The sequence below is a fragment of the Pseudoduganella violacea genome (genome assembly GCF_014191875.1).
GTDB lineage: Bacteria > Pseudomonadota > Gammaproteobacteria > Burkholderiales > Burkholderiaceae_D > Rugamonas > Rugamonas violacea_A.
In genome coordinates this window covers 37,206-50,720 of record NZ_JACHXD010000012.1, presented here as the reverse complement: position 1 = coordinate 50,720, position 13,515 = coordinate 37,206, and the positions used below count along the sequence as shown (strand labels likewise).

8 protein-coding genes are annotated in these 13,515 nt (G+C 62.4%); 3 read left to right on the top strand and 5 right to left on the bottom strand.

The features are described from left to right. Positions 1-15: 15 nt before the first annotated feature. Positions 16-3,309, bottom strand: a complete 3,294-nt coding sequence (gene fabD, locus FHS03_RS19875; protein WP_183442677.1) for an ACP S-malonyltransferase — start codon at positions 3,307-3,309, stop codon at positions 16-18. A 209-nt stretch (positions 3,310-3,518) separates the two neighbouring features. Further along, positions 3,519-3,737 (bottom strand): MbtH family protein, encoded by a 219-nt coding sequence (locus FHS03_RS19870; protein WP_176346392.1) that lies wholly within the window; start codon positions 3,735-3,737, stop codon positions 3,519-3,521. A 423-nt stretch (positions 3,738-4,160) separates the two neighbouring features. On the opposite strand from FHS03_RS19870, the gene fhuF reads away from it, so the two are divergent. Beyond that, the gene (gene fhuF / locus FHS03_RS19865) at positions 4,161-4,946 is read left to right on the top strand and encodes a siderophore-iron reductase FhuF (RefSeq protein WP_183442676.1); all 786 of its coding nucleotides are present in this window, start codon (positions 4,161-4,163) and stop codon (positions 4,944-4,946) included. Here fhuF and FHS03_RS19860 read toward each other — a convergent pair. From FHS03_RS19860 to FHS03_RS19850, 3 genes are read right to left on the bottom strand one after another with little or no spacing between them, the layout of a single operon-like run. Continuing rightward, positions 4,854-5,645, bottom strand: a complete 792-nt coding sequence (locus FHS03_RS19860; protein ID WP_183442675.1) for a thioesterase II family protein — start codon at positions 5,643-5,645, stop codon at positions 4,854-4,856. The two genes, fhuF and FHS03_RS19860, sit on opposite strands and share 93 nt — an antisense overlap. After that, positions 5,642-7,276 (bottom strand): cyclic peptide export ABC transporter, encoded by a 1,635-nt coding sequence (locus FHS03_RS19855; protein ID WP_183442674.1) that lies wholly within the window; start codon positions 7,274-7,276, stop codon positions 5,642-5,644. The genes FHS03_RS19860 and FHS03_RS19855 overlap by 4 nt, the downstream gene beginning before the upstream one ends. A gap of 54 nt (positions 7,277-7,330) precedes the next feature. Continuing rightward, complete coding sequence (locus FHS03_RS19850) at positions 7,331-9,700, bottom strand: penicillin acylase family protein (RefSeq protein ID WP_229426304.1); 2,370 nt, start codon at positions 9,698-9,700, stop codon at positions 7,331-7,333. Positions 9,701-9,875: 175 nt separating this feature from the next. On the opposite strand from FHS03_RS19850, the gene FHS03_RS19845 reads away from it, so the two are divergent. Both FHS03_RS19845 and FHS03_RS19840 read left to right on the top strand, forming a co-directional pair. After that, positions 9,876-11,111 (top strand): lysine N(6)-hydroxylase/L-ornithine N(5)-oxygenase family protein, encoded by a 1,236-nt coding sequence (locus FHS03_RS19845; protein ID WP_183442673.1) that lies wholly within the window; start codon positions 9,876-9,878, stop codon positions 11,109-11,111. A gap of 176 nt (positions 11,112-11,287) precedes the next feature. Beyond that, on the top strand, positions 11,288-13,486 hold the full coding sequence (locus tag FHS03_RS19840) for a TonB-dependent siderophore receptor (RefSeq protein ID WP_183442672.1): 2,199 nt from the start codon (positions 11,288-11,290) through the stop codon (positions 13,484-13,486). The last annotated feature ends 29 nt before the right edge of the window (positions 13,487-13,515 follow it).

Sequence of the window (13,515 nt, the reverse complement as noted above, 5' to 3'; positions counted from 1 at the left end):
AGCGCAGCGGACCTTTTAAGCCTGAAGGAATCGTGTATAGGAACGGTTCAAATGCTCGGCAGTGGCGTCCAGCAGCTTGATGGCTATTTCGTCCACATGCCGGTTGCGCCAGGATTCCAGCGCCGTGCCCTTCACCCAGCGGTTGAAGGAACCGAGGGCCGGGCCGGTCTGGATCTGGTAATTGACCTGATCCTCGTTGCGTCCCTCCATGGCAATGCGCGTGCAGTAGGCGAAGTACCAGCGGAACACCAGGGCCATCTTGTGCTTGGGATTGGCCTCGGCCTTGACCACTTCATGGTCCTTGCCCTGGGCCTTGAACCAGGCTGCGGTCTCGCTCCAGATTTCCTCGAAGGTCTTCTTGAAATACGTGCCTTCAAGCTGGCGGCGCGTACGCTCAGGGATTTCGTCCAGGCTGTTGTGATGGCGGTAAAGCGACAGCAGCTTGTTGGCGCGCGCCGGGAAAAAGACCGATTTCTTCAGCACCTGCACCTGGGCGCCGATCTCGAACATATCGCCGGCCGGCGCGTACTCGGTATCGTGGATATCGATTTCTTGCAGCATGGCCTTGCCGTTGTCGCTCATTCCTGCTTCCACCGTGCACTGGTTGATGGAACCGGTCATGATGAAATCGGCGCCCAGCAGGAAGGCGGCGGCGGCCGCCTCCGGACCGCCGATGCCGCCCGCGAGGCCCATGCAGATCGGTTCCGCGTACCCATGACTGGTCTGCAACTCGTCGCGCATGCGCAGCATCGGCGGCAGCATCACGGCGGCGATGCCGCCATCGGTGTGGCCGCCGGAATCGGCTTCGACGCAGATATCATGGGCAACCGGCACGCGCTGCGCGAGTTCGGCCTGCAGCGGCGTGATCTTGCCTTGCTCCAGCAGCTTGCCGACGATGGCCGCAGGCGCTGGACTCATGAAGGCTTTCGCCACCTCGGGCCGGGAAATCTTGGCGACGATACGGTGATCGCAGACCACCGCGCCGCGCGCATCGGTGCGCAGGCCGGACAGGCGGAAACGCACCAGCGCTGGCGTCATCTGCATAAAGGCCGCAGCCTCGACATTGGTCACGCCATATTTCAAATACAGCTCGACCACCGCCTCTTCGTCAGCCGGATACTCGTAGTTCGCCAGCAGATTCATGCCATAGGGCTGGCCGTCTTTCAACTCGGCCTGAATGCGCTGGATGCCTGCTTCGACGCGCGCCGGCGGCAGGCCGCCCGCGCCAAAGAAGGACAGGAAGCCAGCCTTGCCCATGCGAATCACCAGTTCGGCCGACGCCACGCCGCGATACATCGCGCCGGCCATGTAAGCGTACTGCAGCCCAAAACGCTGGCGGAACAAGGCACTGCCAAGACGGGTAGACTGGATGCCAGGCCCGCCACTTGCCACCGGCAGGGAGGCGGGAGCGGGAGCGGGTGCGGGTGCGGGTGCAGCCGCAGGCAACGCCGGCGTTTCATCCACAATCGGCGTTTCCTTGCCGCGGATTTCCAGCACCATCTTGCTCAGCACCGCCGCGCCGATTTCCTGGAACGCGTCCACCTCACGCCCCATCAGGTAGCGCACCGAATCGACCCAGCGTACCGGGCCGGCAATCTGCGCGGCCAGTGTTTCCGCGATTCTGTCCGCCTCATATGGACGGGCATTGGCATTGGCGATCACCGGCACAGTTGGCGCGGTGAAGGTGAACTCGCTCAAGAAACGCGCGAATTCCGCCTGCGCCGGCTGCATATAGCGCGAGTGGAAGGCGGCGCTCACGTTCAGCGTCACGTAGCGCAGAGTGTGGCCGGCGAAAATCTGCTCCGCCGCGGCGATGGCATCCTTGCTGCCGGCGATCACGATCTGCGTCGGCGAGTTGTAGTTCGCGATATCGATCTGATCCAACTTGTGCTGATCGAGTATGGACTGGACTTCGCTGGCCGAAGCGCCCAGCACCGCCGCCATGGCGCCGTCACGCGCGCCGCCCATCAGCTCACCGCGTTTCTTCACCAGGCGCAGCCCTGTTTCGAAGGAAAACGCGCCGGCGGCATGCAGCGCGTTGTACTCGCCCAAGCTATGGCCGGCAAAGAAGTCGGGCGCCGCGCCGCCATGCTGCGCCTGATGCTGGTAATAATTGAGCGCATTGACCACGAACAGGGCCGGCTGCGTATAGCGGGTTTGCGAGAGTTGATTCTGACTGTCGCTGAGACAGAGTTCTTCCAAGGAGTAGCCAAGAATCTCGGATGCACGCCGCACCAGATCCGGGTAAAGGGGGAAAACGTCCTTGCCCATTCCCTTGAACTGCGCGCCCTGCCCCGGAAAAATCACTGCCTTCATAGCCCTGCTCTCCTTAGTGGGTTGATGCTGCTCTGTCGTGCTTGCCGGCTGGCGGCATTGGCCAATTACGGCCGCCAGATTGCCGCTGTCGCTGCCGAAGGGCGACATCAGCGTGTAGATCTGGGACGGTGAACCGGCTGGCAGTCCATATTTGAGAAAAGTGGCGAGCGTGCCGGCCGGTCCAACGTCGATATAGCGGTAGCTGCCCCGCGCTTCCAGCGCTTGCACGGTGTCGTGAAAGCGGATCGGGGCGCGCGCCACGGTCCAGAAAAAGTCGGTTGGCAGGGTTTGCAGCGTGCTCGCGCTGGCGCAGCACGCCAGCGGAATGGCCGCCGGCTGGAAATGCAGCCCCTGCAAATAATCGAGATAGGGTTGGCGCGCCGCGTCGATCCAGCGCGAATGAAAGGCGAATTCCACGTCCAGCCGCTGAAAGGCCAGGCCATGCTGGCGCAAGTGGTTTTCAACGCGGGCCAGTTGATCTTGCCGCATGGCCAGCACCGAATGGCCATCGAAATTACGGGCCGCCAATTCGCAGAGACCCTGCAACCCCGGCGTCATATACCCCGCGGGATCGCCCATGACGGCGACCATGCAGCCCGGCGCGCAATGCCGCTCCAGCATCAGCGCCTTTTCGATCACGGCTTTCAGCGCGGTTTCGGCGGAGACGCAGCCCGCAATCACCGCTGCCGCATAGGAACCAAGGCTGGAACCGAGCACCAGGTCGGGCCGCACGTCCGCCGCGATCAAGGTCTGGGCCAGCGCATATTCAACCATGAAGATGGCTGGATGGCTGATGCGAACGCGCTGCAACAGCTGCTCGCCGTTCGCATCTTCGTACAAGGCAGCCAGCACCGACTCGCCGCAGCGGCTCCGCACCAAAGGATCAAGGCGCTGCATGGCGTCGCGGAACACGGGTTCGCGCCGATACAGCTCATGGCCCATCTGCCGGTACTGTGAACCCTGCCCCGAAAACATGAAGACGGTTTTACTCATCGCATGCCCCCACGGCTTGACTCGCAAGGGGATAAAACAGTTCGATTCATCGCTACTCGCTACAAAGGAGCCTCGCTACCGCTCCGGTCAATGCAGGAGCACGCGAACCACCATAGGCGGTTCAACGCACTTTCTTTACATGGTGAATCTGCCGCACGCGGGAGAGTCCAGCGGCCGCTCCCGGCAAAAGCCTTCTGGGAAAGGCTGGGCTACTGCTGTGATGAGCTCATCGCTCGGCGCAGGGAAAGTGGGCGCATATCGGTCCACACTTCATTGATATAGGCAAGGCACACATCTTTGCTGCCTTGTTTTCCGGCCTTCTTCCAGCCAAGCGGAAGCTCTTTGCTGGCCGGCCAGATCGAGTACTGCTCTTCTTCGTTTACCACTACTTCGTACAACTCTGCAGCCGGGTTTTCCAAGTCAGACATGCTTGCTCCAATGGGTGATCAGTTGGTGCTCATTGCTAAAACTAGTGGAACTGGACGCTTGCTAAAATTGCATTGATTGCTGTTTTTACATTCTTTTGTGGCAACTTGCTGGAATTATACAGGCTGGAAGTTGACTTTCTCCTAAGATGCAACACACTGCTTAAATTCATACAATATATGCAACAATTGATATTTTAGAAAATACCGCAAGAAATTTCTGTCATTTTTTTGTATTTTATTCAGTTAAAAATTTTCAAAATTTCTTTTAAGAAAAAATGTGACTAGCTGAAATTAATCCTTAACATTAGCTTTAGGTCAAAGTGGTAGTAATCCAAACCCCTACGCAAAGGCTCAAGGAAGCCTGGCGCCCAGAATTTTCCGCTGGCTCATTCGTCTATCGGGCATGGACTACACCCACTCATCATGATTCCGCTGCTCGAACCGCTATTCCAGGGAGAGATGCGCAGCTATGGCGAATCGCTGGCTTGCGCGCCCCAGTTTCCCCCCTCTGCCCTAGCTGTGGCGCGGCTGCTGTCCGAGCCGGAACTGCTGACAAGGCAGTTGCGTGCCAGCGCCGCCAGGTTGGGCCAGCAAGACCTGCGCCCCGTGGCCTCAAACTGGAGCAACCGCTATCTGGGCGCGCTGCTTCCGCCGCTGGTCGCCGGCGCGACACTGCTACGCCACCGCTTTCCCGCCAACGCGAAAGAGATGGCCGTGAGTCTGGCGCCGCATGGCGAGGTGACAGGTTTCCACATCCTTGCCTTGGGCGAATCGCTGCCGGAAGCCGATGCCGAAGAGCGCTACGACGCGCTGCTGCGCGGCCATCTGGCGCCGCTGTTCGCGCAACTGAGCCGCCAATCGGGGCTGGCCCAGAAAATCTTGTGGGGGAACGCGGTGCGCTGGCTGAACTTCCTGTTCGATGCGGCGCAGGGGCTGGCTGCGGCGCACGGGGAACAGCATGTGGCTGCGGTGATGGCCGACCGCGCGCATCTGATCGATAGCGCGCTGTGGGCTGGAGAAGAAAATCCTTTGTATATGCGGCGGCGGCGCGCGCCGGCCAAGCCGGGAGAAAAGGCCGATGCCGATGGCCTTATCGCCCTGCACAGCCAGTGCTGTCTATACCACCTGCTGCCCGGACAGGGCTATTGCGGCGCTTGTCCGCTCGATCCGGTCCGTGTCCGGAGCCAAGAGCTGATCGCTGCCGATTGAGGCCAGCAGCCGCTCAAGAGCGCACATCAGCTGTCTTTCCTGCTGTTCTCCACGCAGATAGAAATGCCCGCCTTCGAACCAGTCAAGGCTGAACGCGGACTGGGTTTCGGCGCGCCATGCCTCCATCTGCTGTGGCGTATTGATATCGGCGCGTCCGGCAAAAACATGCAGGGGAATCTCCAGCGGCCGGCTCCGCGCATCGGCGCGGAAGCTGGCGCAAACCCGGTAGTCGGCGCGCATCAAGGGTAAAACCAGCTGCATCAGCTCCGCGCTGGCAAAGGCTTCTTGCGGCGTGCCACCCTGGCGACGCATCTCGGCAATCAAGGATGCGTCGTCCAGATTGCTGATAAGGGGGCCACGCCGCGTCGGCGCGGCCGTGGCGGACACCAGCAGCGCGCGCGGCGCCCGGTTTTCCCCGAGTTGGCGCAGACGTTGCGCCATGCCGTATGCCAGCAGGCCGCCCATGCTGTGGCCGAACAGCGCGTAAGGCCGCTGCGGCAGCAGCAGATACTCGCTGCACAGGCGCGTCACCATGGCGCCGTAGTCGCATATCGGCGCCTGGCTGCTGCGCCGGCCGCGCCCCGGCAGTTCCAGCGGCATCACGCTGATCCAGTCCGGTAGCAGGCGCTTCCAGCGTTGATACATGGCGGAGCTAGCGCCGGCGTTCGGCAGGCATAGCAAGGTAATCGGCGCGCTCATGCTGCTTGCGCCGGACGCTGTGGCACGCTGTCTTCGCTGAGTTGGCCGTTTTCCATGCGTATCAGGCGGTCGGCCACGTGGAAGTAGCGGTCGTCATGCGAAATCACCAGGATGGTTTTGCCCTGGGCCTTAAGTTCCGCCAGTACTTCGAGATAGAACACGTTCTTGAATACGGGGTCCTGGTCGGCCGCCCATTCATCGAATACGAGGAAAGGACGGTCCTCCAGGCAGGCCACCACCAGAGCCAGGCGCTTGCGCTGCCCTTGCGACAAAGCCTGCGTGGTGAAGGCGCCGTTGCGCACCTGAACCTTGTGCTGCAAGTGCAGGCGCTCGATCAGGCGGTTGCCGCGCGCATCCAGGTCGGCGCTGGCTTCGCCGCTGTGCAGCAGGCGGTCGAACAGGTGGAAGTCCGAGAATACAGTGCTGAACAACTGCCGGTACTGGTCACGGCGGGCGTCGTCCACGCCCTGGCCGTTCAAGACGATGCTGCCCCGTTCCGGCGGATACAGGCCCACCAGCAGTTTGGCCAGCGTGGTCTTGCCGCTGCCATTGCCGCCGACCAGGAACACCACTTCGCCCGGCTTGAAGGTAAAGCTGACCGGCCCGAGGGCGAAGAAATCGTCGCTCTGCTCGTGGTAATAGCGGTGTTCGACCTTGTCCAGCGCCAGTTGCTGCAAGGGCTGGGGCTGGGCGCTGCCGACGGCCTGCTCGGAATCGTTCATGCCGGCCGTGATCTCGTCGATGCGCAGGGCCGATGCCTTGGCCAGGTTGGCGCGCGGGATGTTCAACAGCAGCACTTCGAGCGGCGTCACCATGTATACAAAGACCAGGGCGAAACCCGTCATCACGCGGGCCTGGTCCGAAGCGCCGCCCAGCAGGACAAATAGCACCAGGCCGATAAAGGCGTAGATCAGGAAGTTGGCCCAGCTTGCCGAGACCACGAAAATCGACATGCCCAGGGCGCGTTCGCTGCGCACAGTTTCGATCGAGCCGCCCAGCACCTGCTCCTGAAACACCTTACGTTTGCCGAAGTGCAGGCGCAATTCCTTGGCGCCGTCGGTCAGCGAACGGAAATGGCCGAACAAGCGGTCCTGCTCCTCCGCGCCGCGGTTCAGGTGGCGGATCGCGCGCAAATTGGCAAGGTGGTAGCCGAAGGAACCGAGGCCGATCAGCGCCACCGCGAACAGGAAAATCTGCCAGGACAGCAGCAGCATGTAGACCAGGCAGCCCAGCACCACCACCGCATTGCTCAGGATGGCCGGGAAAGTCACGAAGAAGGCAGCGACATTGGCGCTATGCTCGGACAGCGCCGACTGCACCCGCGCCGAACCGATGGCTTCCAGGTTGCGGTAGTCGGCGGCGATCACGCGCGCGCTCACATAGCGTCGCAGTTCGGCATGGGCGTGCTGGCTCAGGCGCTCGAACAGCACGGAGGCGATGATATGGGTCAGCATCAACCCCACCGCCAGCAGGGCGAAAGTCCAGGCCATGCCGGTACGGACCGAGGCTTCGGCACTGAGCGCTTCGCTGATCAGGGCGATCAGCGTGACGCTGCAAATACCGTGCGCCACGCTGCCGGCGGCGGCGGCCAGCAGCAGGCTCCTGGATTGTTGAATCAGAAAACGCAACATATTTGAATCCTTGTGTATGGTTTTGCTAGCAAGACGAATGGCTGGGCCGCTTGTTTATGGTTTGAGCACGGTGCGCGAAACGGTGGCGGCCCGAACCTGGGCATCGCGGAAGGGGAAGACGCTCCAGCGCTTGGCCGCATAGCGCTGCAGAGCGCTGTTGCGCGCCACGTCATCCAGCCCGGTTTCACTCTGGCCATGGGCCAGCAAGGTCTCCGCCACGGCGCCCTGCTCATCGAAGCGCACCAGCTGCAGATAGCTGTTGCCCACGAATTCCTCCGTCAAGCCCCGGTTGCCCAGCGGACGGCAGGCGACCGTGAAATAGCCGCCCTGGTGGCAGCCGCCGTACAGTGCGATGTGGTGCTTGCCCGTTCCGGCGAACAAATCCCGGCCGCGCGGCGCGTCAAGCGGCTGGCCATCAGCCTGCATCGCCAGCACCGCCGCGCCGAGGCTTTGCGCCATGCGCGGGTCTTCGACCCGGATCTGGGCCGGCGTTTCCAGCGGACGGGCCGGATCGTAGGCAACCTGGAAGCGTTCGGCCTCGGGAATGCGCTCCACCCTGGCCCAGAACTGCTCCCACAGCAGCGCGCCCCGGTCCTGGGCATTGGCGCTGCCCGGCCAGGCGCGCAACACGGCGCACGCCTCAGCCAAAGACGCTTTGCGGGCGACGTCGAAGGTTTTTCCCGACTCGGGATCGGCTTTCACCTCCACTTCGTCAAGCTTGCAGATGGATTGCAGCAGCGGCTCCTTATATCGTTGCGCCGCGAGCGAGCGCGCATCCAGCACCTGTTCGCGCAAGCTGCTCACCATATCGGCCGGTTTCAGCGGCGCGCGCGCCAGCAGTCCGGCAGCGATGCCGTGGCCCGCCTTGCTGCGCAGCGAGGGCATGCCGCGCTCGCCGCCCAGCAGCCTGGCGTAGCCTTCCAGCGGCTGGGCTGGATTCGTCAGCCAGTAGCTGTCGTTCATATTCGCCACATAGTCGGTGCGGAACAGTCCCGGTTGGCGCGCAACCGGCATGGCGCCCGGCTGGGCGGCGCTGCTGTCGTTCAGCCAGTTGCAGTCGCTACGACTGCCGTCCAGTACCGGTGTTCCGCCATCGATGCCGGCAAAGGCCTTGGACACCGGCGTGGCGCAGCGCGCCCGCAGCTCGTCAGGGGCGTTTGGCACGGCGCCGATGTCGCCATACCAGACCCGCGCGTCGCCGCGTCCGATGGCAATGGTGTTCACCCAGGGGATGCTGGCTTCACGCTTCTGGATCGCCACGAATTCTTCCAGCGAACGCGCCTGATTCCAGTAAAAGAAGGTGCGGAAAGCGCGGAAGTTCTCGCCATTGACATCGCGCAGCGCCAAGGCTTTCTGCCCGCTCCAGGCCAGTTGCGGCGACCGGGCGCCCAAGTCGACCACGGGGCCGAACTGGCTGAAATACAAGGTGCGCGTGGCGCTGCCACCTTTGCCGTCGGCTTCGCGCAGGGGAACCGTGACGGTCCTGGCCTGCATCGCCACTGTCTGCTGGTCCACGCGGTAGCTGGTGGGGCCGGATAGCACCAGGTCGAACAGGCCGAAACGACGCGCCTCCGACACGGTATGGCTCCACGCCACATGGTCGTTAAAGCCGATCATCACCACCGGCACGCCAAGGAAGGAGACGCCGGCCACATTCAATTTGCCAGGAATGCTCAAGTGGGCTTGGTAAAACCGGTCCGGACCGCGCCAGAACCAATGTGGATTACCGAATAGGACCGGCTGTGCCTTGCCGCTTGCGTCGCCACCCAGCGCCAGGGCATTGCTGCCGACGCCGGGCTGGTTGCCGATGGTATGGGCCAGCAGTTGATCCAGGGATGGTGGGGCCGCACTGCGCGCCTGCTCCTTCGTCCCGGGCGGCGCCGCGTTCACAATGGCGGGGATAAAGCGCGCGTAACCGGCGCTGATGGTCGCCGCATACATGCGGCGGTAGATATCGTCCGCCGCGATTTCTTCCACCCAGGGCTGGCTGGCGCATGCCGCCTTGCCCTGCTTGCGCGCCAGTTTCACGTAGCGGTTGAAGCCCTCGGCAAAGCCGTTCACCAGCTCTTGCAGTTCGGCCGGCTGTTCGCGGCGGTACGACTGAATCAGCTCGGGCGTCAGGAAGCCGGCGAAGAAAATATCCATTTCCAGATTGCTGGATCTGCCCAGCATCGATTCATGCGCGGGGCGGTTGGCCGCGCCCCAGTGCAGGCTGCGGCGGCCCTTGAACGTTACAAAGGCTTCGCTCATCGTGCACAAGGCATCCTCGGCCTGCACATAGCCGTACCCCAGCCCCAGGCCGCGCCAGTTGTCCGCCTTGATATGCGGGATGCCGTCGGCCGTGCGCCGGATATCGATATTGCCCGCCTGGACGGCGCCGCAAATCAGCATGGCCAGCATGCCCAGTTTCATATTCCTTAACATTCCCAGTCCTTTCCGTTGCGCTCTTTTCCTCCTGACGTTTCAGCGCAAGGTTTTTTAAGCCTTCACAGGAAAAAAGCGCGCAAGGCTAAACACTTTGAAGCCAGGATCGTCATGCCTGCAAGACCGTACAACGCCGGTTCCCAAACCGATTAACAGGAATAACAGGACAAACACCATGCACATCCATAATCTCATCGGCATCGGCTTCGGCCCATCCAATCTGGCGCTGGCCATTGCGCTGCAAGAGCAAGGCCATGCGGCGGACGCGTTGTATCTCGAAAAGCAGGAGCACTTCGCCTGGCATCCAGGCATGCTGCTGGATGGCACCCATATGCAAATCTCCTTCCTCAAGGATCTGGCCACGCTGCGCAACCCGTCCAGCCGCTTCACTTTTCTGAACTACCTGCATCAGCAACAGCGCCTGCCCGATTTCATCAATCTGAAAACCTTCTACCCCAGCCGCTACGAATTCAACGACTACCTGGCCTGGGCCGCGCGCCAGTTCGCCGCGCAGACCCGCTACGGCGAGGAGGTGACGGCGGTCCTGCCGGTGCAGAAGGATGGCCAGGTGACGCATTTGACGGTGCTCTCGCGCGACAGCCAGGGCCAGCAGCATGAGCGCCAGGCACAAAATCTCGTGGTCAGCGTCGGCGGCACCGCCTCCATTCCGGAATGCTTCGCGCCTTTCCGCAACGATGCCCGCGTCTTCCATTCCAGCGCCTACCTGGGCAGCATGAACCAGTTAAAGGATGCGCGCCGCATCGCCGTGATCGGCGCCGGCCAGAGCGCCGCCGAAATCTTCATGGACCTGCACGGCAAGGGCTGCAATGTGGACCTGGTGACGCGGGCGCGCGCCATGAAGCCGGCCGACGACAGCCCCTTCATCAATGAAATCTTCAACGCGGACTACACCGACTATGTGTTCAAGCAAGCGCCGTCCGAGCGCGCCGCCCTGATCGAGGAACACCTGAACACCAATTACGCCGTGGCCGACACGGATCTGATCGAACAGATCTTCCACGTCTTCTACCAGCAAAAAGTGCTGGGCCATCAGCGCCACCAGTTCCTGCGCCGCCACGAGGTGATCGAGGTGAACGCCGAAGCCGGCGGCATCCAGCTGCAGCTGAAGGACCAGGACAGCGGCACCACCTTCGCCAGCCGCTACGACGCCGTGATCCTGGCCACCGGCTACCGCCGCCAGCAGCATCAGAACCTGCTCGCGCCCCTGGCGCCATGGCTGGACAATATGGCCGTGGACCGCAACTACCAATTGATCGCCGACGATCGCTTCCAACCGCGCGTCTTCCTGCAGGGCAGCTGCGAAGCGTCGCATGGCCTGTCCGACACCCTGCTCTCCATTACCGCCATCCGCAGCCAGGAAATCGGCGCCGCGCTGCACGCCACCGTGTAACCCCCCGCCGCGGGGCCGCCCTCCTCCCCGGCCCCGCAAGCCAGGCCCGCCGCAACGGCGGCGCATCTTTTTATTAAATTTCTACCCCGCTGATTCGTCAGAGGGGTACGGCTTGTCGCGCCCATTTTTTGAGCACGCGCATCCGCATTCCTTTATTATCAACAAAGCAAGCAAAAATGCACATTAAACTCAGTCATATTCCCCTCCGGCGCGGCGCGCTGGCCCTGCAAATGGCCGTTGCCAGCCTTACCCTTGGCGGTGCGGCCCACGCCCAGCAAGCCCCGGCCGCGCCGGCAAGGGATGGTCAAACCCTTGGCCTGGTCACGGTCACCGCGGGCGCCACCGGCCCCTCCGAAGGCAGCGGCTCGTATACCACCAGCGGCAGCACCAGCGCCACCGGCCTGAATCTCTCGATCCGCGACACGCCGCAATCGGTCACCGTGATTACGCGCGAAAGGCTGGACGATCAAGCCCTGCAGACCGTGTTCGACGTGGTCAATAGCACCACCGGCGTATCGGCCAAGGAAATCGACAGCGTGCGCAGCTACTTTTATGCACGCGGCTTCCAGATCGACAAAATCCAGCTGGACGGGATCCCCATGCCGGGCGCCAACGAGGGCGAAGCCAAGGCCGATACGATAATCTACGACCGGGTTGAGATCGTGCGCGGCGCAACGGGCCTGATGAGCGGCACCGGCAACCCCTCCGCCTCCATCAATCTGATCCGCAAACACGCGGACAGCAAGGTGTTCGCCGGTTCGGCCAGCCTGGGCCTGGGCTCCTGGGACAAGCGCAACGGCGTGGTGGATCTGAGTTCGCCGCTGAACAAGGAAGGCACGATCCGGGGCCGCGTGGTCATCAGCGCCGAGGACAAGGATAACTTCATCCGCCTGGAAAACACCAAGAAAACCCTGGCATATGGCGTGATCGACGCCGATCTGACGCCGGACACCCGCCTGAGCTTCGGCTTCAGCGAGCAGCGCGACCGCCACCGCGGCAACCAGTGGGCCGGCCTGCCCATCTTCTACAGCGACGGCACGCGCACCGACTGGGACCGCTCCACCACCACCGCCGCCAACTGGAACTTCTGGAACACCAAGCAGCGCACCGCCTTCGCCACCGTGGAACACCGCCTGGCCAATCAATGGAAACTGCAGTTCACGGCCAACCACCGCAGCAATACCGGCGACCAGCGCCTGAACTGGATGGATGGCATGGTGGACCGCAACACCGGCCTGGGACTGGAGCCATGGATCATCGGTTATGGCGTGAGCGACAAACAAAACGACGTCGGCTTCACCGCATCCGGCCCGTTCGAACTGCTGGGCCGCAAGCACGAACTGGCGGTCGGCCTGCTGCATGGCACGCACAAGACGCTGTGGCTGTCCAGCGACGCCAGCGTGCTGCCGCCGATCGGCGACTTCCGCGCCTGGACCGGCAATTATCCCGAGCCGAAATGGGCGCCCTACCAGACCGGTTCCTTCACCCGCGACACCCAGACCAGCGCCTATGCCATGGCCCGTCTGCAAGCGACGGATGCGCTCAAATTCATCGTCGGCAGCCGCTTCACCAATTGGGAACGCAAGGGCGACCAGGCGCTGTGGACGGCCAACGCCTTCAAAATCCGCCATAACGGCGAGATCACGCCCTATGTCGGCGCACTGTACGACCTGACGCCGCATACCTCGCTGTACGCCAGCTATACCAGCATCTTCGATCCGCAAAACTACCGCGACAAGAGCGGCACCTATATCGATCCGCTGAAAGGCAAGGCTCTGGAAGCCGGCGTCAAAGGCGAGCTGTTTGACGGCAAACTGAATACCTCGTTCGCGCTGTTCCAGATCAAGCAGGACAACTTCGCCATCCCGGACGGCAACGAGGTCATTCCCAACACGCGCGAACAGGCTTACAAGACCACCAGCGGCACCAAAACCAAGGGCTACGAGTTTGAGCTGAGCGGCGAACTGCTCCCCGGCTGGAGCGCAAGCCTGGGCTGGAGCCAGTTCGACAGCGAGGATGCCAGCGGCAAGGACATCAACACCGCGCATCCGCACAAGATGCTGAAGGCGTACACCAAATATCGCCTGCCTGGCGCATGGAGCAAGCTGGCCATCGGCGGCGGCGTGAATTGGGAAGGCCGCAGCTACGCCGAGTTCATCGACCCGCGCAACGGCAAGCCGCTGCAAGTGGGCCAGGACTCCTACGCGGTGGCCAGCCTGATGGCGCACTACCAGTTCAGTCCCCAGCTCTCGCTGCAGGTGAATGTGAACAATCTGTTTGACAAGAAGTACTACGCCAACCAGATCGACACGTTCAAGAACATCACCTTCGGCGCGCCGCGCAATGTGCTGGCGACCCTGAAGTACAAGTTCTAAGCGCCTGAACAAAACGGGGCCGGACTTTT

What these genes read in the sequence shown, in the direction of transcription:
- FHS03_RS19845 (WP_183442673.1), top strand. Translation starts at nt 9,876, where the DNA reads ATGCACATCCATAATCTCATCGGCATCGGCTTCGGCCCATCCAATCTG.
- FHS03_RS19850 (WP_229426304.1), bottom strand. Translation starts at nt 9,700, where the DNA reads ATGTTAAGGAATATGAAACTGGGCATGCTGGCCATGCTGATTTGCGGC.
- FHS03_RS19855 (WP_183442674.1), bottom strand. Translation starts at nt 7,276, where the DNA reads ATGTTGCGTTTTCTGATTCAACAATCCAGGAGCCTGCTGCTGGCCGCC.
- FHS03_RS19870 (WP_176346392.1), bottom strand. Translation starts at nt 3,737, where the DNA reads ATGTCTGACTTGGAAAACCCGGCTGCAGAGTTGTACGAAGTAGTGGTA.
- FHS03_RS19860 (WP_183442675.1), bottom strand. Translation starts at nt 5,645, where the DNA reads ATGAGCGCGCCGATTACCTTGCTATGCCTGCCGAACGCCGGCGCTAGC.
- fabD (WP_183442677.1), bottom strand. Translation starts at nt 3,309, where the DNA reads ATGAGTAAAACCGTCTTCATGTTTTCGGGGCAGGGTTCACAGTACCGG.
- FHS03_RS19840 (WP_183442672.1), top strand. Translation starts at nt 11,288, where the DNA reads ATGCACATTAAACTCAGTCATATTCCCCTCCGGCGCGGCGCGCTGGCC.
- fhuF (WP_183442676.1), top strand. Translation starts at nt 4,161, where the DNA reads ATGATTCCGCTGCTCGAACCGCTATTCCAGGGAGAGATGCGCAGCTAT.